The organism is Methylobacterium sp. UNC300MFChir4.1, from assembly GCF_900110155.1.
Classification (GTDB): domain Bacteria; phylum Pseudomonadota; class Alphaproteobacteria; order Rhizobiales; family Beijerinckiaceae; genus Methylobacterium.
This window is the reverse complement of sequence record NZ_FOCS01000001.1, coordinates 334,190-357,397: the sequence shown is the minus strand read 5'-3', so window position 1 is coordinate 357,397 and position 23,208 is coordinate 334,190. Positions and strand designations below refer to the sequence as shown.

Annotated in this window: 20 protein-coding genes and 1 tRNA gene; 11 read left to right on the top strand and 10 right to left on the bottom strand. The window is 71.5% G+C overall.

Annotated elements, in window-relative coordinates; translation table 11 throughout:
- Window positions 1-149: 149 nt before the first annotated feature.
- Both BMY19_RS01760 and BMY19_RS01755 read left to right on the top strand, forming a co-directional pair.
- A tRNA-Pro gene (locus tag BMY19_RS01760) sits at window positions 150-226 on the top strand.
- 25 nt (window positions 227-251) lie between these two features.
- Window positions 252-563, top strand: coding sequence for an ETC complex I subunit (locus tag BMY19_RS01755; protein ID WP_020090615.1), 312 nt, complete (start codon window positions 252-254; stop codon window positions 561-563).
- Between the two features lie 16 nt (window positions 564-579).
- Here the strand turns inward: BMY19_RS01755 and BMY19_RS01750 are convergent, their stop codons facing one another.
- On the bottom strand, window positions 580-1,038 hold the full coding sequence (locus tag BMY19_RS01750; RefSeq protein WP_091925371.1) for a nucleoside deaminase: 459 nt from the start codon (window positions 1,036-1,038) through the stop codon (window positions 580-582).
- Window positions 1,039-1,131: 93 nt separating this feature from the next.
- A complete protein-coding gene (locus BMY19_RS01745) occupies window positions 1,132-2,199 on the bottom strand; it encodes a spore photoproduct lyase family protein (RefSeq protein WP_020090617.1) in 1,068 nt (355 codons plus the stop codon).
- 306 nt (window positions 2,200-2,505) lie between these two features.
- On the opposite strand from BMY19_RS01745, the gene BMY19_RS01740 reads away from it, so the two are divergent.
- Window positions 2,506-4,419 (top strand): putative bifunctional diguanylate cyclase/phosphodiesterase, encoded by a 1,914-nt coding sequence (locus BMY19_RS01740; protein WP_175556273.1) that lies wholly within the window; start codon window positions 2,506-2,508, stop codon window positions 4,417-4,419.
- A gap of 21 nt (window positions 4,420-4,440) precedes the next feature.
- On the opposite strand, the gene BMY19_RS01735 is transcribed toward BMY19_RS01740, so the two are convergent.
- Window positions 4,441-4,665 (bottom strand): hypothetical protein, encoded by a 225-nt coding sequence (locus BMY19_RS01735; protein ID WP_100250684.1) that lies wholly within the window; start codon window positions 4,663-4,665, stop codon window positions 4,441-4,443.
- 279 nt (window positions 4,666-4,944) lie between these two features.
- On the opposite strand from BMY19_RS01735, the gene BMY19_RS01730 reads away from it, so the two are divergent.
- The 4 genes from BMY19_RS01730 to BMY19_RS01715 all read left to right on the top strand — a co-directional run bounded on the left by BMY19_RS01730 (window position 4,945) and on the right by BMY19_RS01715 (window position 11,314).
- A complete protein-coding gene (locus BMY19_RS01730) occupies window positions 4,945-5,703 on the top strand; it encodes a collagen-like domain-containing protein (protein WP_244534804.1) in 759 nt (252 codons plus the stop codon).
- Window positions 5,704-6,114: 411 nt separating this feature from the next.
- On the top strand, window positions 6,115-7,728 hold the full coding sequence (locus BMY19_RS01725; RefSeq protein ID WP_056531760.1) for a TolC family outer membrane protein: 1,614 nt from the start codon (window positions 6,115-6,117) through the stop codon (window positions 7,726-7,728).
- A gap of 197 nt (window positions 7,729-7,925) precedes the next feature.
- Window positions 7,926-8,483: a PopZ family protein gene (locus BMY19_RS01720; RefSeq protein WP_091977735.1), complete on the top strand. Its 558-nt coding sequence runs from the start codon at window positions 7,926-7,928 to the stop codon at window positions 8,481-8,483.
- A 113-nt stretch (window positions 8,484-8,596) separates the two neighbouring features.
- Window positions 8,597-11,314: a valine--tRNA ligase gene (locus BMY19_RS01715; RefSeq protein ID WP_100250683.1), complete on the top strand. Its 2,718-nt coding sequence runs from the start codon at window positions 8,597-8,599 to the stop codon at window positions 11,312-11,314.
- Between the two features lie 70 nt (window positions 11,315-11,384).
- Here the strand turns inward: BMY19_RS01715 and BMY19_RS01710 are convergent, their stop codons facing one another.
- Window positions 11,385-11,750: a hypothetical protein gene (locus BMY19_RS01710; protein WP_100250682.1), complete on the bottom strand. Its 366-nt coding sequence runs from the start codon at window positions 11,748-11,750 to the stop codon at window positions 11,385-11,387.
- A gap of 326 nt (window positions 11,751-12,076) precedes the next feature.
- On the opposite strand from BMY19_RS01710, the gene BMY19_RS01705 reads away from it, so the two are divergent.
- The gene (locus tag BMY19_RS01705; RefSeq protein WP_100250681.1) at window positions 12,077-13,603 is read left to right on the top strand and encodes a Do family serine endopeptidase; all 1,527 of its coding nucleotides are present in this window, start codon (window positions 12,077-12,079) and stop codon (window positions 13,601-13,603) included.
- 122 nt (window positions 13,604-13,725) lie between these two features.
- Here the strand turns inward: BMY19_RS01705 and BMY19_RS01700 are convergent, their stop codons facing one another.
- The 6 genes from BMY19_RS01700 to hpnA all read right to left on the bottom strand — a co-directional run bounded on the left by BMY19_RS01700 (window position 13,726) and on the right by hpnA (window position 20,768).
- Window positions 13,726-14,424 carry a phosphorylase gene (locus tag BMY19_RS01700; RefSeq protein ID WP_100250844.1) on the bottom strand — a complete coding sequence of 233 codons (699 nt, stop codon included), beginning with the start codon at window positions 14,422-14,424 and terminating at the stop codon, window positions 13,726-13,728.
- Between the two features lie 233 nt (window positions 14,425-14,657).
- Window positions 14,658-16,655 (bottom strand): squalene--hopene cyclase, encoded by a 1,998-nt coding sequence (shc, locus tag BMY19_RS01695; protein WP_056531748.1) that lies wholly within the window; start codon window positions 16,653-16,655, stop codon window positions 14,658-14,660.
- Window positions 16,656-16,697: 42 nt separating this feature from the next.
- Window positions 16,698-17,999, bottom strand: coding sequence for a hydroxysqualene dehydroxylase HpnE (hpnE, locus tag BMY19_RS01690; RefSeq protein WP_091679133.1), 1,302 nt, complete (start codon window positions 17,997-17,999; stop codon window positions 16,698-16,700).
- Entirely contained in the window at window positions 17,999-18,850 is an 852-nt protein-coding gene (gene hpnD, locus BMY19_RS01685) for a presqualene diphosphate synthase HpnD (RefSeq protein ID WP_020090629.1), read from the bottom strand. Before hpnD ends, hpnE begins: the two co-directional genes overlap by 1 nt.
- Complete coding sequence (gene hpnC / locus BMY19_RS01680) at window positions 18,847-19,743, bottom strand: squalene synthase HpnC (protein ID WP_100250680.1); 897 nt, start codon at window positions 19,741-19,743, stop codon at window positions 18,847-18,849. The genes hpnD and hpnC overlap by 4 nt, the downstream gene beginning before the upstream one ends.
- On the bottom strand, window positions 19,740-20,768 hold the full coding sequence (gene hpnA, locus BMY19_RS01675) for a hopanoid-associated sugar epimerase (RefSeq protein ID WP_026604540.1): 1,029 nt from the start codon (window positions 20,766-20,768) through the stop codon (window positions 19,740-19,742). Before hpnA ends, hpnC begins: the two co-directional genes overlap by 4 nt.
- Before the next feature lie 518 nt (window positions 20,769-21,286).
- Between hpnA and rpsF the strand changes: the two genes are divergently transcribed.
- From rpsF to BMY19_RS01660, 3 genes are all read left to right on the top strand, one after another.
- Window positions 21,287-21,748 carry a 30S ribosomal protein S6 gene (gene rpsF, locus BMY19_RS01670; RefSeq protein ID WP_020090632.1) on the top strand — a complete coding sequence of 154 codons (462 nt, stop codon included), beginning with the start codon at window positions 21,287-21,289 and terminating at the stop codon, window positions 21,746-21,748.
- Window positions 21,749-21,751: 3 nt separating this feature from the next.
- On the top strand, window positions 21,752-22,003 hold the full coding sequence (rpsR, locus tag BMY19_RS01665; RefSeq protein WP_007561044.1) for a 30S ribosomal protein S18: 252 nt from the start codon (window positions 21,752-21,754) through the stop codon (window positions 22,001-22,003).
- A gap of 128 nt (window positions 22,004-22,131) precedes the next feature.
- Window positions 22,132-23,181, top strand: coding sequence for a DUF2232 domain-containing protein (locus BMY19_RS01660; RefSeq protein WP_020090633.1), 1,050 nt, complete (start codon window positions 22,132-22,134; stop codon window positions 23,179-23,181).
- Window positions 23,182-23,208 lie beyond the last annotated feature (27 nt).

Below are 23,208 nucleotides of genomic sequence, written 5' to 3'. Positions count from 1 at the left end.
CGAACGCTACCGCGCCCTGATTTGTCTGACAAGTGGTACGCGACGGCCAGGCCGCCGCGAAGGGCCGATCCCGGAAGCGTCGGCGCGCACCGCGCCGCGCCTTGCGGGGGAACGGCGGAACCGCTACGGCATTGAGGCCGTGTGGCAGTCGGGGTGTGGCGCAGTCTGGTAGCGCACCTGGTTTGGGACCAGGGGGTCGTAGGTTCGAATCCTATCGCCCCGACCATTCGATCAGGAGCTTGTCGAGTCAGATGCCGAGCGCCCGCATCTTCCGTCCGTCTCGGGACGCCACGCAGTCGGGCCTCGCCCGGACCAAGCAGTGGATCCTGGAGTTCGACCGGACCAGCCCGCGCGAGATCGATCCGCTGATGGGGTGGAACGGGTCCTCGGACATGCTCCAGCAAGTGCGCCTGGAATTCGACACCGAGGAGGAGGCCGTGGCCTACGCGAAGCGCGAGGGGATCGCCTACCGCGTCGAGCAGCCGGCCAAGCCCGTCCAGCGCAAGGGCCTGTCCTACTCGGACAATTTCAAGTTCAACCGCACGGCGCCCTGGACCCATTGAGGCCGTCGCCGCCGCGTCAGGCCTCGCGGCGCGCCTTCCACGCCGGGTAGGGCGAATCGCCCGGCGGACGCAGCTGCGTGACGCGCATCGGCTGCGCATCGAGGGGCTGGCAGAGCTCGGCGTAGATCGACGCGCTGCCGGCGCCGTAGGTCTCGGCCTCCTCGGCCGAGAAGGCGAAGTAGCCCTCCTTGAAGCCGGCCAGGCGCATCGCGGCGTGGCACATCGGGCACGGTCGGCCGCTCGCGTACATCACGCAGTCGCCGAGGTCGCGGCGGCCGAGGAGGCGGCTGGCCTCGCGCAGCGCCACCATCTCGGCATGGGCGCTGGGGTCGTTGGTCGCGTGCACGGTGTTGGCCGCGCGGACCAGCACGGTCCCCTCCCGCACGATGACCGCGCCGTAGGGCGCACCGCCCGCCTCGACATTGGCGGCGGCGAGGGCCACCGCCTCGCCGATATGGTCCTCGTGCGTCGACATGGATGGGCTCGACATGGACGGGCTCGACATGGCTGAGCTTTCCTCCGCTGGCGCGCCAACGCCGCGCGCGGCCGGAAGTTCAGCGCTCCGCGCTCAGAACGCGTAGCGCACCGTGCAGTAGGGCATCGTCTCGGCGAGCAGGGCCTTGAAGCGGGTGAGCCAGCGGCCCTTCCAGCCGGCCCGGTAGCGCAGGTTGGTGCCCCCGCCCTCCGAGACCTTCGCCTCCTGGATGTCCGGCCGCCAGAGCAGGTCCTCGGCCTTCGGGTGCCAGCCGAGATTGACCGCGTGCAGATCCGCGTTGTGGGTCAGCATGATGATCTCGCACTTGAGCTGCGCCTTGGCGGCGTCGGACAGCGTCGCGTCGATCTCGGCGAACAGCGCCCGCCAGTCGGCCTCCCAGCCCTCGTAGAGGATCACGGGCGAGAAGTTGGCGTGGACCTCGTAGCCGGCGGCCACGAACTCGTCGATGGCGGCGATCCGCTCGGCGATCGGGGCGGTGCGCACGTCCACGATCCGGGCGATCCGCGCCGGCATGAGCGAGAAGCGGACGCGCGTCTTGCCCTGCGGATCGTAGGCGAGGAGGTCGCGGTTGACGGCCTTGGTGGCGAAGGAGGCCTTGGCGTTGGGCAGGGTGCGGAACAGCGCGACCAGGGCGCGCACGCCGTCGCTGACCGCCGCGTCGACCGAGAGGTCGCCGTTCTCGCCGATATCGTAGACCCAGTGCTCCGGATCGATCGGGTCCGGCTCCGGCAGGCGCCCCTGGCGGCCGGCGTGGCGGGCGATCGCCGCGCAGGCCTGCTCGAGGTTCACGAACAGCGAGATGGGGTTGGAGAAGCCCTTGCGGCGCGGCACGTAGCAATAGGCGCAGGCCATGGCGCAGCCGTTGGAGGTCGAGGGCGCGATGAAGTGGGCGCTGCGGCCGTTGGGGCGCATGGCGAGGCCCTTCTTCACGCCGAGGACCAGCGTAGAGCGCTTGATCCGCACCCAATCCTCCACCGAGCCGGCGTTGCCGTGGAGTTCCGGGATGTTCCAGTGCGACGGCACGACGATGCGCGCGGCGTCGGGAAAGCGCGCCAGGATGTCCCGGCCCAGCGGGAAGTCGCCGACGGTGGGCTCGTGATAGATCGTCCGGATATCGAGCAGGTCGCGGGTCAGGGCCATGGACGATCCGGGGCCCGGGAGCGGCCCGGGACCCGATATGGTGCGCGGCGACGCGGCCGGAATGCCTTGCGACCCGGAGTCTCTCTTCGCGCGGCGCGCGAAAAGCTCGGGATCGGGCGCGGCGCGCGTTGATCGTTCAACGATATCTTACGATTCGGTGCCATGAGTCCCTCATCTTCGAGTGGACGTGCGATGATCGTTCGGGACCAGGAGAGATCCGAGCCGGGCTTACCCGGCTCCGGTGAATCTCTCGACCCTGCAGATCCGAGGTGGGGCGCGCTGATCCGGCGGGATCAGCTGGAGGCCATGCGCGGGAGCGTGCTGGCGGCCATCCCGGTCAACATGCTGCTCGGCGTGGCGAGCATGCTCGTCGCCTACAGGAGCGGGCACGGCACCGTGGGGGCCATCTGGTTCGCGGCGTCGACCAGCGTCAACCTCCTGCGAATCGCCCTCTGCCGGATCCCCTGCCTCGGCCTGGCGCTGACCGCCGACATGACGCCGAGCCTCGCCGCGGCCGCCGCGCGCTCCGTCGACCGGCACCTGCGCGTCTTCACGGTCGCGGCGTTCCTCTCCGGACTGGTCTGGGCCTGCCAGCCGCTCCTGTGCGACGGCTACACGACCGCCGAGACCCTGTTCTACCTGACCATCACCTGCGGCGTGACCGCGGGGGCGGTGACGCACGGGATCGCGTACGCGCGCATCCCCCTCGCCTTCATCGCCCTGCCGCTGCTGTCCGTCGTGGCCTGCCTCGCCTATGCCGGCGACTTCGACCGGAACTGCCTCGCGGCCTGCGTGCTGCTCTACTTCCTCGCCCTGACGCACACGGCGTTCCGCAGCGAGTCCGTGTTTCGTGAGGCGAGCCGGCTCAAGAACGAGGCCCACGCCCTCGCCCGGTCCCGCGCCGAGGCCCATGCCAGCGCCAGCGCCCTCGTGGACGAGATGCGGTGGCGCGCCACGCACGACGATCTCACCGGCCTGCTGAACCGCGCGGGCTTCCTCCAGGCGACGGAGAACCGGCTCCGCACCGGGACCCTCAGCCTGCTGATGCTCGACCTCGACGGGTTCAAGTTCGTCAACGACGTCTACGGCCACAAGGCGGGCGATCGGGTGCTCGTCGAGGTGGCGCGCCGGCTGAAGGACGCGCTGCCGGAGAACGGTCTCGCGGCCCGGCTGGGCGGCGACGAGTTCGCGGTGCTGTACGATCCCGTGACGTCGGGCGTGCCCGACGACGTCATGGCGGCGAACCTCATCGCCGCGGTGTCCCAGCCGTTCGACGGCTTCGACGCGGGCCGCCTCGGGGTCAGCATCGGCGTCCACGCGAGCGCGGAGCCGAGCTTCACCGAGATGCTGAGCTGCGCCGACGAGGCGCTCTACGCCGCGAAGGCCGCCGGGCGGAACCGCTACCGGGTGTTCGATTCGGGCCTGCGCGAGGGGCTGCAGATGCGGCGGGACCTGGAGCGCGACCTGTCGCAGGCCCTGGTCGAGAACGCCCCGAAGGTCTGGTTCCAGCCGATCTACGCGGCCGATGGCCGGACCCTGGTCGGGCTGGAAGCCCTGATCCGCTGGGAGCATCCGCGGCTCGGCTGGATCGCGCCCCCGGACCTGATCGCCGCCGCCGCGATGGCCGGCCTGACCGAATCGCTGCTCCGCTACATCCTCGAGCAGGTCTGCGCGATGCTGGAGATCCTGCATCGCCGCGGCCTGAGCGGCGTGCGCGTGGCGATGAACGTCTCACCCCGGGAGATGGCGCAGGTCCCCGTGGACGAGATCGTCATCGGGCGCCTGAACCTCCTCGGCCTGCCGCCCACCATGCTGGAGATCGAGATCACCGAGGAGACGGCCCTCGACATCGGCGCGGTGCAGGGCAAGCTGCAGGCGCTGTCCCGCGCCGGCATCCGGGTTGCCCTGGACGATTTCGGCATCGGCTACTCGTCGCTCTCCTCGCTGCGCCAGCTCAAGGCGGACCGGATCAAGATCGACCGGAGCTTCGTGACCGGCCTCGGGGCGAGCGACGACAAGCGCGGGCTCGTCCTCGCCGTCCTCGGCCTCGGCCGGCTGCTCGGGCTCGACGTGGTGGCGGAAGGCGTCGAGTCGGCCGAGGACCTGAACATCCTGCAGGCGATGGGCTGCCCGTTCCTGCAGGGCTACCATCTCGGCCGCCCGATGCCGGTGGAAGATCTGGAAGCCACCCTGCTCAGCACGCGCATCGCCGCGGCCTGAGCCGGTGCCGGCGCGCGCGGCTCAGAACCGCCCGGCATCCGCCGGATCGCGGCGCATCAGCCGGCGCGCCGCCGCGCGCCACAGGCGGTCCGGCATCCCGTAGAGCAACACGAGCGCCGCGCACCCGGCGATCGCCAGCAGGAACAGCCAGGCCAGCGCCTCGAGGAAGGGTCCCGGCGGCGTTCCGGACTCGGTCCGGTCGTACCAGAGCGGGTCCGTGTCCCAGGGCGGATCGTCGTTGTCCACGGCAGAACCCTCCACCGCGGGTCCGAATGCGGCCCGCGGCGCTCGCGCGGCGGTGACCGGTGAATCGGTCCGCGTCACTCCTCTGCCGGCCCGGTCCGCACACGCCTGACCGGGTCCAGCGCGGTCACGCTACAGGCCCCGCCGCGCGCCCTTCGAATACCCATTTCGGACTACGGCCTTCGACCGGCCGCGCTTTTCCACATCCAACTTTCTCCGCAATTTATTGCTTAGTTTGCGGGCTATGGCATTCTGACCGTCTAAAAGACTGCGTGACCTGCCATGAGATCTGCCAAACGCCTGTGGCGCGAGCGCTGGGCGCTGTGTTCGATGCTGGCCCTGTCGGCCGCCTGCGGGCTGCCGGCGCGGGCGGCGGACATGCGCATCGAGGCCGCCAAGATCACCGGCGGTGATCTCTGGATCATCGGTTACGCCGACGATCCGGGGGTGGAGATCACGCTCGACGGCCAGTTCCCCCACCGGACCGACAGCCGCGGCTATTTCGAGTTTCGCGTCGTCTATCATCCGGCCACCTGCATCGCGACGCTGCGGACGCCGAAACAGACCCGCAGCATCGTGGTCGGCGAGTGCGGCCAGCAGGGGCCGCAGGCGCCCGGGCTCGCCGGCCCGGCCGGCCCGCGCGGCGAGACGGGTCCGCGGGGCGAGGCCGGGCCTCCCGGCGAGCGGGGCGCGATGGGACCGCCCGGGCCGCCCGGACCCCAGGGGCCAGCCGGCGCGGAGGGCGTCGCCGGACCGCCGGGCCCGCCGGGCGAGCGCGGCCCCATCGGCATGGCCGGCGCACCGGGGCTGATGGGTGCCATGGGCCCGCCCGGCCCGCCCGGGCCGCCCGGCGGCACCCGCGGGCAGCCGGCTTCCCCGAGCGCCGCGCCGAAACCGAACCCGTCGGCCGCGCTGGCAGGGCCGGCGCCGAAGCCGCGGCCGCCAGCGCGGGCGCGCCGCGCACCCGAGCCGGAATCCGCGCCCGAGGGACCGCTGGATCTGGAGCCCGACGCCGGCGGCGGCGGGATGGACCGCTACTAGGCGCGGACCGGTGTCGACCGCAGGGCCAGCCGCGGAACGGGCCACCCTGCCCGGCCGGGGGCGACGCGTCGGCTCCCAAGTCTCGCGTGGCTGCACGCCGGCAATAGTCTTTGGAAGAGCGTATTTATGCGACTTAACAACTCAATTCGCTCGCGTGCCGCGCTGTCCGCGCCGGGTGTGTCACCTTAATGCCCCAACGCCGCACATTCCGCCGCCAGACCCGCACCGAGGCGAGCCAAAGCGCCCGGTTTGCGCTAAGCGTGACGGTGGGGCGGGCTTGATCGGAGACGAGCGAAACGCCGTACCTTGGCCGTTTTCGTCTCGGACTTCCGGACCGAAAGAGACCGCAAGGGCTTGTTCATCGTGACACGACGTCCACCAGCGAGTTGCCCGACGTTCCGCCTGGCCGGGATGGTGTCCGGACTCGCGATGCTGGCTGCCATGCCGGCATCGGCCGAGACTCTGGAGAGCGCTCTCGCGAAGGCCTATCAGGGCAATCCGAGCCTGAACGCCAGCCGTGCGGGCGTGCGCGCTATCGACGAGAACGTGGCGATCGCGCAGTCGGGCTACCGGCCGACCGTCAACGTCAACGCCGCGATCGGCGTCCAGTACCTTCAGACGCGCTCGTCCAGCACGGTCGCGACGGCGGCCACCGGCGGCACGGCCGCGACCACCGCCGGATCGGCCCTCGGGACGACGGGCGGCGGCCTGGGCGGAACGGCGGGCGCCGGGACGACCGGGACCGGAACGACCACGGGGATCGGGTCCACGGGGATCGGGACCGCGGGCGGCACCACCGGCATCGGAACCTCAGGTGCCGGGGCGGCGGGATCCGCGACCGGCGGCGAGGGCCTGTCCGGCGGCGCGACCTCCGACATCGCGAGCCAGGTCATCACCTCCCGGCGGACGACGCGCACCACCTACCTGCCGAGCTCCGCCAGCCTCAACGTCACGCAGACGATCTTCAACGGTTTCCAGACCGACAACACGGTCCGGCGCGCGGAGTCGCAGGTCTACAGCCAGCGCGAGAGCCTGCGCTTCACCGAGCTGTCGGTTCTGTACAGCGCCGTCCAGGCGTACATGAACGTGCTCAGCAACACGGCGACGCTGGAGCTGAACCGGAACAACGTCGAGGTTCTGGAAGAGCAGCTCCGCCAGACCCGGGACCGCTTCAACGTCGGCGAGGTGACCCGGACTGACGTCGCGCAGGCCGAGGCCCGACTGGCCGGCGCGCGATCGCAGGTCGCCCAGGCCGAATCGACCCTCCGCACGAGCATCGGCGTCTACCGGCAGAACATCGGCGTCGAGCCGCGCCAGCTCGCGCCGGGTCGGCCGCTGGACCGGTTCGTGCCGCGCAGCCTCGATCAGGCGATCGCCGTCGGCCTGCGCGAGCACCCGCAGGTCGTCTCGGCCATCCACAACGTCGACGCGAGCGAGGCCCAGGTGAAAGTCCTGGAAGGCCAGCTCGCCCCGCAGCTCAGCCTGCAGGGCTCGCTCAGCCAGCTCTACGACCAGAACGGACCGAACCAGAGCTTCTTCGTCGGCTTCGTCGGCGGACGGCTCTCGATCCCGATCTACGAGGGCGGCCAGACCTACGCGCAGATCCGGCAGGCCAAGGAGTCGGTCGGCCAGGCCCGCATCCAGGTCGACCAGATCCGCGATCAGGTCCGCGCTCAGATCGTCGATTTCTGGGGCCGGCTCGAGGCCGCCAAGGCGCAGGTCATCGCCGCCCAGGCCCAGGTCCAGGCCAACGAGGTGGCGCTGAACGGCGTGCGCGAGGAAGCGCGCGTCGGCCAGCGCACGACCCTCGACGTGCTCAACGCGCAGCAGGAACTGCTGAATTCCCGGGTGAACCTCATCGTCGCCCAGCGTGACCGGGTCATCTTCTCCTACGGGGTGGTCCAGGCGATCGGACAGTTGACCGCGCGCTTCACGGCGCTCCCGGTCGAATACTACAGCGCCAAGGTTCACTACGATCAGGTCAAGGATCTCTGGTTCGGCCTGCGCACCCCGGACGGTCGCTGACGGCTTTTCCACGGGGAGTGTGTTGTGGGCGCGCTTGCCGTCATGAAACGGCATGGAATACTGATTGAACATCGATCCATTCGGGTCGCTTTCCAGTCTCCCTCGCCCGAGTGCGCCTGCCGATGAGTGCAGCAAGCCCCAAGATCCCGGACTCGAAATTCCAGGACAAGGCTGCCGATAAGGCGCACGAGCCTTCGATGGAAGAGATCCTCGCGTCGATCCGGAGGATCATCGCCGACGATCAGGCCGCCAAGCCGGCCGAGGTCGCGGCGCCCGCTCCGGAGCCCGACGACGTGCTCGACCTCGCGGAGGTCGCCGAGCCGGTGATGCGCCCGCGCGTCGTCGAGCCGGAGCCGGAACCCGAGCCGGCCCCGGACCTGCTCGACTTCGACGCGATCGACTTCGAGGACCCGGTGACCGCCGCGCCCGAGCCGGAGCCCGAGCCCGAGCCCGAGCCCGAGCCGGCCCCGGAGCCGCCGCCCCCACCGCCTCCGCCCCCGCAGCCCGTGCTCCAGGCCGCCCGCGCGCCCGAGCCGGAGCCCGAGGCCCTGGTCTCTCCGGCCACGGATGCCAGCGTCAGCGGCGCGTTCAACCTGCTGGCCCACACCGTGCTGACGCAGAACGCCCGGACCCTGGAGGATCTCGTCAAGGAGATGCTCCGGCCGATGCTGAAATCCTGGCTCGACGACAACCTCCCGGCCGTGGTCGAGCGCCTCGTGCGCGCCGAGATTGAGCGGGTGTCGCGCGGCCGCTGAGCCGGCGGCCTGGGTACGGCGGCCGCGGGCCGCCGTCCGCGTGTTGACGGGAGCGGCGTGACGGTCGAAAGCGGGGCCACCCCCGTTTGGACAAGCGCCGGCCCGTACCCGCGATGATGGACAAGACCTTCGAGCCCACCTCCGTCGAGGCGCGGATCTCCGCCGCCTGGGCCGAGGCGGACGCCTTCCGTGCCGGCCGGCCCGAGCGCGCCGGGGCCCCGCCGTACTGCATCGTGATCCCGCCGCCGAACGTGACGGGCTCCCTGCACATGGGCCACGCCCTCAACAACACGCTGCAGGACATCCTCTGCCGCTTCGAGCGCATGCGCGGCAAGGACGTGCTCTGGCAGCCGGGGACGGACCATGCCGGCATCGCCACCCAGATGGTGGTCGAGCGGCGGATGATGGAGCGTCAGGAGCCCGGCCGCCGCGAGATCGGCCGCGCGGCCTTCGTCGAGAAGGTCTGGGCCTGGAAGGCGGAATCCGGCGGCGCGATCGTCAACCAGCTGAAGCGGCTCGGCGCCTCCTGCGACTGGTCCCGCGAGCGTTTCACCATGGACGAGGGGCTGAGCCGGGCCGTGCTCAAGACCTTCGTCGATCTGCACCGGCAGGGCCTGATCTATCGCGACAAGCGGCTGGTGAACTGGGACCCGAAGTTCCAGACCGCGATCTCGGACCTGGAGGTCCAGCAGGTCGAGACCAGGGGCCATCTCTGGCACTTCGACTACCCGGTGGTGGACGAGGCCGGCGCCGAGACCGGCGCCGTCATCACGGTGGCCACCACCCGCCCCGAGACGATGCTGGGCGACACCGGCATCGCGGTCCATCCCGAGGACGCGCGCTACACCGCGCTCGTCGGCCAGCGCGTGCGCCTGCCGCTGGTCGGGCGGCTGATCCCGATCGTGGCCGACACCTACTCGGATCCCGAGAAGGGCACGGGCGCGGTCAAGATCACGCCCGCCCACGATTTCAACGACTTCGACGTCGGCCGCCGCCACGGACTCGGCCTGATCAACGTCCTCGATCCCGAGGGCCGGATGCTGCTCGACGGCAACGCCGAGTTCCTCGACGGCGTCGCGCCCGAGCCGGAAGCCCTGGCGCTCCACGGCCTCGACCGGGCGCAGGCCCGCAAGGAGGTGGTGGCGCTGATGGAGGCGCGCGGTCGGCTGCGCGCGATCGAGCCGAACACCCACGCGGTCCCGCACGGCGACCGCTCAGGCGTGGTCATCGAGCCCTACCTGACCGACCAGTGGTACGTGAACGTCAAGCCGCTCGCGGAGCGCGCCCTCCAGGCGGTGCGCGACGGTCAGACCAAGTTCGTGCCCGAGAACTACGAGAAGATCTTCTTCCAGTGGCTCACCAACATCGAGCCGTGGTGCATCTCGCGCCAGCTCTGGTGGGGCCACCAGATCCCGGTCTGGTACGACGACGCCGGCGGCATCTTCGTCGCCGAGAGCGAGGCCGAGGCGCAGGCGGCGGCCGAGGCGCAGCACGGTCGGCCGGTCGCGCTCACCCGCGACGCGGACGTCCTCGACACGTGGTTCTCCTCGGCGCTCTGGCCGTTCTCGACGCTGGGCTGGCCGGACACGACGCCGGAACTCGCGCGCTTCTACCCGACCAACACCCTGGTGACCGGCAAGGACATCCTGTTCTTCTGGGTCGCCCGGATGATGATGATGGGCCTGCACCTCACCGACCGGGCGCCCTTCGACACGGTCTACCTGCACACGCTGGTGCGGGACGCGTCGGGCGCGAAGATGTCGAAGTCGAAGGGGAACGTCGTCGATCCCCTGGAACTGATCGATCAGGTCGGCGCCGACGTGCTGCGCTTCACCCTCTGCGCCCTGGCCGTCCAGGGCCGCGACATCAAGCTGTCCACCGACCGGGTCCAGAGCTACCGCAACTTCGCGACCAAGCTCTGGAACGCCGCCCGCTTCGCGGAGCTGAACGGCTGCCGCCTGGACCCGGCCTTCGACCCGCGCTCCGCCACCGGCGCGATCAACCGCTGGGCGCTCACCGAGGCGGCCCGCGCGGTCGACGAGGTCGCGGGCGCCCTCGAGGCCTTCCGCTTCAACGACGCGGCGGCGGTGGCCTACCGCTTCGTCTGGAACATCTTCTGCGACTGGTATCTCGAGCTCGCCAAGCCGGTGCTCCAGGGCGAGGGCGTCGATCCGGCGATCCGGACCGAGACGCAGGCGAGCGTGGCGTTCCTGATCGATCAGGTCGCCAAGCTGCTGCACCCGTTCATGCCGTTCCTCACGGAGGAGCTGTGGGCGATCAAGGGCGCCGACCTGCCGGAGCGCGGCCTGTTGACCCTGGCCGCCTGGCCGGACCTCGGCGGCCTCGCCGACGCGGCCGCGGAGGCCGAGGTCGGGTTCGTGGTCGATCTCGTCAGCCAGATCCGCTCGGCGCGGTCCGAGACCAATGTCCCGGCCGGCGCGCAGATCCCGCTGGTGATGGTCGGCGCCGCCCCGGAGGTGAGAGCGCGGGTTGAGGCTTGGCGCGACACGCTCCTGCGCCTCGCCCGGCTGTCGGAGATCACCTTCTCCGAGACGCCGCCGAAGAACTCGGTGCAGCTCCTGGTGCGCGGCAGCGTCGCCGCGCTGCCGCTGGAAGGCGTGGTCGACCTCGCGGCCGAGGTCGCACGCCTGAAGAAGGAGCAGGGCAAGGCGCAGGGCGAGATCAAGAAGATCGACGCCAAGCTCGGCAACGCCGACTTCGTGGCCCGGGCGCCCGAGGAGATCATCGAGGAGAACCGGGAGCGCCGCGAGAGCGAGGCGGCGCGGCTGGCGAAGATCGAGGAAGCTCTGGTCCGGCTCAGCGGGGACTGAGCGCCCGTCCGGGAGCGCTCCGACGTGTCAGGCCCGCCCCGGGGGTGACCCGGCCCCGGAGGCTCGCCCGTCAGCGTCGGGTGCCGAGGGTTCCGGTGAACGCCCGCGGCCCGCCCCAACTGGCGGCGGACGCGTCGTTCGGGGTCCAGAAGCCGTCCTGCGACGCGCCTTGCGGATGCAGGGAATAGTCCGGTGGAACGTAGCCGCCCGACTGGTTCCAGTAGCCGGGCCGGAAGTTGGCCGCCGATTTCGCAACGCGCTCATCTCCGGGGCGACGCGTATCGACGCTGTACGTTCTCTCGGAAACGCTGCGCGGCGCGCGACTTGCGACGACGGGCTTCGCGTCGAAGTAATCACGGTAATCCGCGTACGACTCGACCGCCAGCGCGCCGACAGTCGACCCGAAGACCATGGCGGCCGCCAACAGCACCTTCATTGTCGATTCCTCTGCCTACACACTCAAATCTGGCGGCACCGAGATTGCGCCGGCCCGACGAACTGAGCGGTATTTAAGATCGACTCCCGGAAACTGCGGTGCCGGACAGCACGAGCCTGGATCCGGCCCAACCCGCGCCGGAGCGTCGGACCTCCGATCTCAGTCGCTCGCCGCGATCGCGCTGGGGCTCCGCGACCGCTCGCCCACCTGTCCAAACGGTAATTTGATCGCCACGCCCGGGTCAGGCGCCGCCCCTTAGACAGATCCCATCGACGGCCGCGACCGCCGGCGTCGTCCCGATCAGTCCCGAGAGGTTGAGACCCCCCATGACCGAGACCCGTCCCACTGGCCGCACCTCGCGCCGCGCCCTCGCCTCCGTGGCGGCCGCAGCGCTGATCGCCGGCGGTGCCATCGGCAGCGGCTATCTGCCGGCCGCGACCCCGGCCTACGCGCAGGCTCTGCCCAAGTCGCCGATCGAGGCGCCCGAGCACCCGCCGGGCTCGTTCGCCGGCATCGTCAACAAGGTGAAGCCGGGCGTGGTCTCGGTGAAGGTGAAGCTCGACGACTCGGCGAGCAGCGACGACGACGACGGACCGAGCCAGGGGCGCAACCTCCAGAACGTGCCGCCGCAGCTGCGCGAGTTCTTCAAGCGATTCGGCCAGAACGGTCCCGGCGGCATGCAGCCCCAGCATCAGAGCCCGCGCGGCGCGGTGGGATCCGGCTTCATCATCTCGGCCGACGGCTACGTGGTCACCAACAACCACGTGGTCGACCATGCCAAGACCGTGCAGGTGACGCTGGACGACGGGCGCACTCTCGACGCCAAGGTCATCGGCAAGGATTCCAAGACGGACGTCGCCCTGCTGAAGATCACCGAGGGCTCGAACTTCCCGTACGTCCAGTTCGGCAAGGCCGCGCCGCAGGTCGGCGACTGGGTGGTGGCGATCGGTAACCCGTTCGGCCTCGGCGGAACCGTGACCGCCGGCATCGTCTCGGCCCGCGGCCGCGACATCGGCGCCGGTCCCTACGACGACTTCCTGCAGATCGACGCGCCCATCAACAAGGGCAATTCGGGCGGCCCGACCTTCAACGTCAACGGCGAGGTGGTCGGCATGAACACCGCCATCGCGTCCCCGTCAGGCGGCAGCGTCGGCCTCGCCTTCGCGATCCCCGCCGAGACCGTTCAGGCGGTGGTCGACCAGCTCCGGACCGACGGCAAGGTCGCCCGCGGCTACCTGGGCGTCCAGATCCAGCCCGTGACGCAGGACATCGCCGAGGGCCTGGGCCTCGACAAGGCCAAGGGCGCCCTGGTCGACCACGCCGAGAACGGCACCCCGGCGGCCAAGGCCGGCCTGAAGGCGGGCGACGTGATCGAGAAGGTCAACGGCGACACGGTGGACAGCGCCCGCGAGCTGTCGCGCAAGATCGCCGGCCTGAAGCCGGGCGCCAAGGTCGAGCTGAGCTACCTGCGCGGCGGCAAGACCGACACCGCCACGGTGACGCTGGGCACGATGCCGACCGACGGCACCAAGATGGCGAGCCGCGACGACGACTCGGGCAACGGCCAGCCGCGGCTCGGCCTGCAGCTCGCCCCGGCCGGCGATGTCGGCCTGTCGGATCAGGGCGTCGCGGTGGTCCAGGTCGATCCCGACGGCCCGGCGGCCGCCAAGGGTATCGAGGCGGGCGACGTGATCCTCGACGTCGGCGGCCAGAGCGTGGCCCGTCCGTCGGACGTGGCGACGCAGATCCGGGCGGCCGAGTCGAGCGGGCGCAAGGCCGTGCTGATGCGGGTGAAGAGCGGCAAGGGCCAGACCCGGTTCGTGGCGGTCTCGCTCAACAAGAAGGCCGGCTGAGGCCGGTTTCTCCCGGCGCGGGGTCCGCCCCGCGCCGTCTCGTGGTGACCTCCGACTCGCGCTGGCCGAACAGGCCGGCGCTTTTTCGTGTCCCCCTTTCCGCGACTGAGCGTCTGGGCGTCTCAGCGCCCCGGGACCGGTATGCCCAGTCCCGGCCCGAGCCGCGTCCGGCACCGTCCGAGTGCCGCGAAGGCGGCGTTCGAGTCCCGGGCGAGGCGCATGAGGTCTCCCAGGCGTGCCCGGCCGCGCGCGAAGGCGAAGAACACCGCGGCGATGTCGGGCTCGCCGTCCGGCGTGAGGGCCGAGGCCGCGAAAGCCGGGAGGGCCTGGTCGGCCGGATCGCAGATCACCCGCACGGCCGCGAAGGGCAGGCCGTGCCGGCCCGCGAAGGACGCGGCCACGTGCGATTCCATGTCGACGGCCGCGGCGCCGGTGGTGGTCCGCAGGTCCGTCTTGCCGTCGACCGCGAGAACCGCGGTGTCGACGCCCGCCAGATCCGCCGGGATCACCCGCGGCCCGACGCCGGACAGGAGGTTGAGCAGCGTGGCCGACAGGTCGAGATCGGCGGCGCGCCGCCCCTCCTCGCTCACCACGCCGGTGCCCACCACGACGTCGCCGGGCCGGAGCGAGGGATCGAGGCCGCCCGCGATGCCGAAGCTGATCACAGCGCGGCAGCCGGGCTGGCCGCGGGCCTCCAGGAGTTGGCGGAGACGGTGGGGATTGCCGCCGGCCCCCACGGCCTCGACCCCCTCCCCCACCGCCATGCGGCGCTCGCGGGCGAGGCCGGTGACGGCCAGGACGGGTGCGGCGGGATCGATCATGGCGCGCTCGTGGACGAGTCCGGCGAGGTCCGCAAGCAGGCGCGAGCGCCGGGGCGGGGTCCGGGCCGGATCCGGCGCGGGGGGCGGCTCGTCCGGTCCCGCGCGATCGCTGTCTGAGGAGGCCACGTGTCTCGTACCGGGGCTCGCGGATCGGCTGTCGGGACGGTCGAGCGCGCCGCGATCCGGCGGAGCGGAGCCGGCCCGTCGGGCCGGCTCCAGGACGTCAGCGGACGTCACATGCCGAACTGGACGCGCCGGCTGTTGCCACGCTTGAGGTTGCGGAAGCGCGCCATCGCCCAGAGCGGGAAGAACTTCGGGTAACCATGGTACCGCAGGTAGAAGACCCGCGGGAAGCCCGTGGCGGTGTAGCGCTCCTCCTTCCAGAACCCGTCCGCGCCCTGCGTGCGGGTCAGGAAGTTGATGCCCCGGGTCACGGCCGGGTCGTCGACCGCGCCGGCCGCCATCAGGGCGAGGAGCGCCCAGGCGGTCTGCGAGGCGGTGGACGAGCCGGGCTCGAAGGCCGGGTCGATCTTGTACGAGGAGGCGTCCTCGCCCCAGCCGCCATCCGGGTTCTGGATCCGGATCAGCCAGGACACGGCCTTCTGGATGCGCGGATCGGCGGAGTCGACCCCGGCGGCGTTGAGGGCGCAGAGCACCGACCACGTGCCGTAGATGAAGTTCATGCCCCAGCGGCCGTACCACGAGCCGTCCTCCTCCTGATCATTCAGGAGGTAGTTCACGCCGCGATCGAGGGCGCGGGAGGTCTCCCGGGTCTCGCCGAGCTGGGACAGCATCCCGACCACGCGCGCGGTCACGTCCGCGGTCGGCGGGTCGAGCAGCGCGCCGTGATCCGAGAACGGGATGTGGTTGAGGTACATGTGGTTGTTGTCGGCGTCGAACGCCGCCCAGCCACCGTCCTCGGATTGCAGGCCCTCGACCCATTCCCGGGCGCGGGCGATCGAGGCCTTGTAGTCCGGCATGCCGGCGACGAGGCCGTGCTGGTGCATGGCCCGGTCCATCGCCATCACCACCACGGCGGTGTCGTCGAGGTCGGGATAGTGCGCGTTGGCGTACTGGAACGCCCAGCCGCCCGGCCGGACCTTCGGCTTGCGCGCCGCCCAGTCGCCGACGATGTCGAGCACCTGCCGAGGCTTCAGCCAGTCCAGACCGGCGCGGGCCTGGGCCTCGGCCTCGGGGCCGCCGGCCTCGAGCAGCGCGTGGCTCGCGAGCGCCGTGTCCCAGACCGGCGAGACGCAGGGCTGGACGTAGGCCTCGTCGGCCTTCTCGACGACGAGCTTCTCGATGGCGTCGCAGGCGACGCGGACCTGCGGGTGATCGGGCCGGTAGCCCATCACCTCGTACATCAGCACCGAGTTGACCATGGCGGGGAAGATGGCGCCCAGGCCGTCCTCGCCGTTGAGGCGCTCGCTCACCCAGGCGCGCGCCATCTCCATGGCGCGCTGCCGGCTCTTGCGCGGCAGGTGGTTCTCGACCCGCTGCAGCACCCGGTCGATGAAGCCGAAGATCGGCGTCCAGGGCCACGTGGCGTGGGGCGAGCCCGGCCAGGAGCGGACGCTCTCCGGCGGGGTGACGAACAGCTCCTGCACGCTGATGCCGCGGGGATTGCGCGCCCGGGGCTTGGTCGCCTGGAGCACGAACAGCGGCACCACGGTGGTCCGGGCCCAGTAGCTGATCTTGTCGAGGTGGAACGGGAACCACTTCGGCAGGAACATCACCTCGACGGGCATCACCGGCACGGCGCGCCACGGCACCTCGCCGTAGAGGGCCAGCATGAAGCGGGTGAACACGTTGGCGTTGGCCGCGCCGCCGCGGGACAGGATGCCCTCGCGCGCCCGGCGCATGTGCGGCGCCTCGATGTCGTCGCCGATCATCTTGAGGGCGAAATACGCCTTGACCGTGCAGCTCATGTCGAACGGCCCCTCGTGGACGAGGGCCCATCCGCCGTGCCGCCCCTGGGTGCGGCGGAGGTAGCTGCCGATCTTGGCCTCGAGGTCGCCGGGGACCCGCGTGCCGCGGAAATGGTGGAACAGGATGTACTCGGACGGGATCGTGGCATCCGCCTCGAGCTCGAAGCAGATGTGCCCGTCGTCGTGCGCCAGGGCGGTCAGCGCGCGCGTCGCCTGCGCCACGCCGCGCTCGACGTCCTCGAGCGAGATCCCCTGAGTCTTCGAGCGCTGCAGCGCCTCGACTTTGCTAACGGCCTCTCTCATAGTCCTCGCCTCGAACGACCGCCTCGCGGCGGACGCCATGCCTCAAGCTGCGCCGCGCACCTGGGTTCCAGCACGCGCGGCAGATCCCGCACGCAAGGAACGTGCGGCCGTCTGGCCAGAGCGGATCGCTCCCTCGATCGTCGACGGCAGGCCGGTGGCTGTCCAATCGCCTGCCAGGACGAGATTGTCGTAGGCGGTTTCGGCCTTCGGGCGCCGCGCGGCTTCCGCCGGCGTCGCCGCAAAGGTCGCACGCTTCTCCTTTACGATCTGCCAGCTGGGCAGGTCGGGTGCAAGGTTGCACAACTGTGCGATCTCGGCCCAGATCTGCCGCGCGAGGTCTTCGCGGGGCACGTCGAGGAGCCGGTCGGCACCGCTGATCGTGACCGAATACCGGTCGGGATAGGCGAAAAGCCACTCCGTGAGGCTGTTGACCACGCCGAGGACGAGCGGGCTGCCGGGCTTCGGCACCAGCGCGAAATGCGCGTTCACGATAGAGCGGAATTCCACCGGTGCGAGGAGACCGGGCAACACCTCCCGGGCGACCCACGGCGGCAGCGCCAGCACGACGCCGTCCTCCGGACCGAGGGTCTCTGCACCGTCCGAGAACACGAGCTGCCCGACGCGGCCGTCCGCGAGGTCGAGGCCGCGCAGGCGCCGGCCGAGGCGGATCTCGCAGCCGCGGCTCGTGAGGTAGCGGATCGCCGGATCCACGAAGGCGTAGGACAGCCCTTCGACGGCCACGAGGGGGCGGCAGGCCTTGCCGCCCGCCCCCAGGGTCTCGCGCAGGATCCGCGCCGCCAGCCCGACGTCGCTGTCGCGGGGCTCGGTGTTGAGGGCCGCGAGCAGCACCGGGTGCCAGAGGCGCCGGTAGAGCGTGCCCTCGCAGGCCATGTGGGCGCCGATCGTGCCGCCCGCGCCCTCCGCCTTGCCGGAGGCCGCGCGCAGGATCCCGAGGGGCGCGAGGTAGTCCCGCGCCCGGGTGCCGGGGACGCGGCGGGCCGGGCTCATGACCCACCAGGGCAGCCGCCCGGCGTTGGGCCGCAGCCGCCAGCGCTCGCCGGTCTTCAGGTCGGCGAAGTCGAACTCCGCCACGTCCGGCCCCACCAGGGCGTCGGCCGGCGCGCCGATCGTCCGGAGGAACCCGAGGGAATCGGCGTTGCCGGACAGGAGCAGGTGGTTGCCGTTGTCGATGGTCAGGCCGAGGGCCGGGTCGTAGTACGAGCGGCAGCGGCCGCCGGCCTGCTTGGCGGCCTCGTGCAGGACCACCCGGGCGCCGGATTCGGCGAGCGCGACGGAAGCGGCGAGGCCGGCGAGGCCGGCGCCGACGACGTGGACGGTGCCCATCAGATCAGGCCGTGCCGGACGACGACGCCCAGCAGCGCGAGCTTGCCGGGCTTCACCCGGGCGCGGGGCATCGCCCAGCCGCGCGCGAGCACCGCCTTGAGGTAGAGGTGATAGGCGGCGGCCATCAGCCGGGCGGCCTTGGTCGCCTTGCGGGGGCTGCGCCGGATGATCTCCCAGGTCGCCTGGTAATGGTCCTCGGCCTCGCGGGCGAGGGAGATGCAGACCTCGCCGATGCGGGGGTGGCCGATCGCCTCGGCCGGCGTCGGGTCGGTGAGGCCGATCGCCCGGAGCTTCTCGCGCGGCAGGTAGAGGCGGCCGCGCTCGGCATCCTCGTCGATGTCGCGCAGGATGTTGGTGAGCTGGAGCGCGCGGCCCTGGTGCCACGCCAGCCGGATGCCGTCCGCCTCCGGCATGCCGAAGATCCGCACCGACAGCCGGCCGACCGCGCTGGCGACCCGGTCGCAGTAGAGGTCGAGGGTCTCGGCGTCGGGGGCGACGATGTCCTCGACGGCGTCCATCGCCATGCCGTCGATGACCGCCTGGAAATCCTCGCGCTTCAGGCCGAATCGGCGCACGGGCTCCACGAGGTCGCGCACCCGCGGGGCCGGGCGGCCGGCGTAGAGCGCGTCGATATCGGCCCGCCAGCGGTCGAGCTCGACCTGCCGGACGGCTCGGGTGCCGCCGTCGTCGGCGACGTCGTCGACGGCGCGGCAGAAGGCGTAGACGGCGTACATCGCCTCCCGCCGCTCCTTCGGCAGCAGGCGCATCGCCGTGTAGAAGGAGGAGCCGGCGGCGGGCAGCGCCGGGGCGGCGCTCGCGTGGTCCTGGGCGGGCGTGGCGGTGGCGGTCACGAGCGGATCCCCTGAGCCGCGGCCCGGACGGTCCGGCCGCGGAAGGGCCGGCGCGCCAGGGTGGCGGCGACGCCGCCCAGCGCCGTCAGCGCGAAGGCGGCCTTGCCGTGATGGACTTTCTCCGAGAGCGGGTCGCGCTCCAGCAGGCCCCGGCTCAGCACGACGGCGAGCCGGTGGATGGCGGCGATCTCCAGAGACAGGCGCAGGTCGTCGATCAGGTCCGGCAGGACCGCGCCCTCGTCGAGGAGGTCGAGGCAGCGCTGCGCCAGCTCGCGGATCGCGGCCCGGAGCTGCGGCGGCGCCTCGGCCTCGCCGAGCATCGCCACTTTGGCGCCGTGACGGTCGAGGCAATCCTGCGGGAGGTAGACCCGGTCGAGCGCCGCGAAGTCCTTGCCGCAATCCTGGAGGTGGTTGATCACCTGGAGCGCCGCGCAGATGGCGTCGGACGCCCTGTAGACCCGGGCCGGGTCTTCGCCGTGCACGTCGAGGACGTAGCGGCCCACCGGCATCGCCGAGTAGCGGCAGTAGTGGATCAGCTCGTCCCAGTCCGCGTAGCGGTTCTTGCGGGCGTCCATGCGGAACGCGTCGAGGAGTTCCAGGGCGTGCCGGGGCGGCAGGCCGCGGGCCGCGAGCTCGCGCTTCAGCGGCTCGGCCTCGGGATCGGACGGCCCGGCGCCGGTGAGCGCGTCGGCGAGGCGATCGAGCAGCTCGATCTTGCGCTCGGGCGACAGGGCGGCGTGATCGGCCACGTCGTCGCCGGCGCGGACGAAGTTGTAGAACGCCAGGATCGCGCCCCGGTGGCGGGGATGGATCAGGTGCGAGGCGACGGGGAAGTTCTCGTCGCGGTGCCCCTTGCCGGAGCGCGTCGCGGTGGCGGAATCGAGGGTGCTCATGCGAGGTAGCCCGCCTCCCGGAACCACGTGATCGCGTCCGACAGGCCCTCGCGGTACGGCCGGGCCGTGTAGCCGAGTTCGGCGCGCGCCTTCCTGTCCGAGAAGAACATCCGGTAGCGCGACATGCGGATCCCGTCGATCGTCGCGAAGGGCTGCCTGCCGGTGACCCGCGCGGCGAGCTGCGCGAAGAACGCCACCGGGTAGACGGCGGCCCGGGGCAGATTCACGGTCGGCGGCTTGCGCCCGACCATGCCGGCGATGTCGGCGAGCATCTGCGAGAGGAACACGTCCTCGCCGCCGAGGATGTAGCGCTCGCCGATGCGGCCCTTGCGCAGCGCCAGGAGGTGCCCCTGGGCCACGTCGTCCACGTGGGCGAGGTTGAGCCCGGTATCGACGAAGGCCGGCATCTTGCCGAGCGCCGCCTCCTGGATGATCCGGCCGGTCGGCGTCGGCTTGACGTCGCGGGGGCCGATCGGCGTCGACGGGTTGACGATCACCGCCCGCAGGCCGTCCCGGGCGACCATCTCCTCGACCACCCGCTCGGCCACGACCTTGCTGCGCTTGTAGGCGCCGATCGCGGTCTCGGGCGTCAGCGGCATGGTCTCGTCGGAGGGCGTGACGCCGTCGGCCGGCGGTTTGATCGTCGCGACGCTCGACGTGTAGACGACACGCTCCACGCCGGCCTCGAGCGCCGCGCGCATCATCAGGCGCGTGCCGTCGCGGTTGGTGCGGACGATCTCCTCCATGTCCGGCGCCCAGAGCCGGTAATCGGCTGCGGCGTGGATCAGGTAGCGCTGGCCGCGCATCGCCGCCGCCACGGCGGCCGGATCGCGCATGTCGCCCTCGGCGATCTCGACGTCGGTCCAGGTGAGGTTGCGGCGGGGGCTCGACGCGCGCACGAGGATGCGCACCGGGAAGCCGGCCCGGCGGAACACGTCGACCAGGGCTGAGCCGAGGAAGCCGCTCGCGCCGGTGATCAGCACGGGACCGACCTCGGACGGGCCGGAAGCTGGGGCCTCTGCCATCGCGGATCTGGAGGATTACCGAAAACCAGTGCGGCCGGGGATCCCCAGCCGCGCCGCGCTTGTGTCATCGAACCGCCCGAGCGGCAAGCTTGAGCGGTGCCGGACAGGGTCGCGCCGCGGCGCGGCACGCGCCCGTGGGCGTGTTCCGCACAACAGGCGGGGCCGTCCCGGCAGGGCCCGGCACGGGACGCGCGGCCCGATCCCCGCGGCCGCGGGGAGTTCGGGCCCGCCACCCAAGCCGCGACCCACGACGCGACCTTGCCACGACCTTGCCAGGTCGCGAAAAACCGACTATGCGCCGCCCCTCGCGTTCGCTCCGGCCGGGGGCTGAACGGACGGTGCCGCTCGCGGCACAGGGCTCTCCCAGATCCCGTCGTCCGGTGTCTCCGCCTTCGATCAACCGCTCGGGCCTGAAAATCGGCTCGAAGGGCTTGGCGCCGAGCGTAGCGCGAGATGAACCGGCCCGAATCAGCCGCCTTCCGGCGGCCGGGCTCCTTTTGACGATGAAAGGCCCGACAATGCCTCTCTACGAGCATGTGCTCTTGGCCCGCCAGGACGTGACGTCCCAGCAGGTCGAGACGATGATCGACACCTACAAGGGTGTGATCGAGCAGAACGGTGGCCGTCTCGAGAAGATCGAGATGTGGGGCGTGAAGTCCCTCGCCTACCGGATCAAGAAGAACCGCAAGGCGCACTTCGCCCTCCTCAACATCGACGCCCCGCCGGCCGCCATCGCCGAGATGGAGCGCCAGATGCAGATCTCCGAGGACGTGCTGCGCTTCATGACCATCCGGGTCGAGGAGCTCGATTCCGAGCCGTCCGCCATGATGCAGAAGCGCGACCGCGACGACCGCAAGGATCGCGAGCGCGGCCGTCGTCGCGATGACGAGGGCTTCGGCGGTGGCGGCTTCGGCGGCGACCGTGGTGACCGCGGCGATCGCGGTGACCGCGGCGAGCGCAGCTTCGGCGGGGAGGGCTAACCCATGGCATTCGGTGCTGGTGCGGGCGGCGGACGCCGTCCCTTCTTCCGTCGTCGCAAGACCTGCCCGTTCTCCGGCGCGAACGCGCCGAAGATCGACTACAAGGACGTCAAGCTCCTGTCCCGCTACGTGTCCGAGCGCGGCAAGATCGTGCCGTCGCGGATCACCGCGGTCTCGGCCAAGAAGCAGCGCGAGCTCGCCCAGGCGATCAAGCGCGCCCGCTTCCTCGGCCTGCTGCCCTACGTGATCAAGTAGGCCATCAGAACCCGCCGGCCCGGCATCTGCCCGGGCCGGCCCTCCCAGAGGGCGGCTCGCGCCGCCCGATCGTTGGGGCGCGTAGCCGCCTCTAACCCTGCCGTACCGGCAGCGGGACAGCGGAATTCATGGCACAGCACATCGGCATCGGTATCGGCGCGGGCCTCGTCTCCGCACTCCTGTTCGGGGTGCTGCTGAAGGCGACGCCGCTCGCGATCCTGCTCTACCTCGTGGCGCCGCTGCCGATCCTGATCGTCGGCCTGGGCTGGAGCCACAAGGCCGCGCTCGCCGCGGCCGCCGCCGGCAGCCTCGCGCTGGTCCTGGTGATCGCGCCCTTCCTGGGACTGGCCTTCGCGGCCTACATCGCCCTGCCCGCCTGGTGGCTCGCCTACCTCGCGCTCCTCGGGCGCGAGACGCCCGCCGGCCTCGAATGGTACCCGACCGGCCGCCTGCTCGGCTGGATCGCCGCTACGGCCGCCCTCGCCTTCATCGCCATCGCGGTCCTGTCGTCGCCGAACCACGCCGCCTTCGACGCGCAGCTGCGCGGGCTCGCCCAGACCCTGGTCCAGACGCGGCTGCCCTCCGCCCGCCCGTCCCCCGAGACCCCGCGCGCAGATGCCCCGCGCGCCGACGCGCCCTCGACCGGCGGCGAGGCGGGCGGCAAGGACGGGGCGGCGACGCCCGGTCCGGCCCCGCAGGCCGACGCCGACCCGGCGGACGTGACGCGGGCCGAGGTGGCGGACGCCCTCGCCCGCGTCGTGCCCGCCTTCGCGGCGAACGGCCTCGCCCTGCTGCTGGCCTTCTACCTCTGGGCGTCGGCCCGGATCGTGAAGATCTCCGGCCGCCTGCCGCGGCCCTGGCCCGACATCCCCTCCACCGCCATGCCGCGCAGCACGCTCGTGGCGGTCGCGGCGGCCGTCGGGATGTGCTTCGCGCCCGGCTATGTCGGCGTGTTCGGGGTCGCGCTGCTCGGCGCGTTCAGCGCCGCCTTCGCCCTCCAGGGGCTCGCCGCCTTCCACGACCGCTCCCGCGGCCGGCCGGGGCGCGGGCTCATGCTGTTCGGCATGTACCTGATCCTGTTCGTGACCCAGGGCATCGCCCTGGTCGCCCTGACCCTGTTCGGCCTCGCCGACACAGCCCTCGACCGCCGACGCCCCAAGGGCGATCCGGCGCCGTGAGACCCCGGCCCGCGTGGCCGAACACCT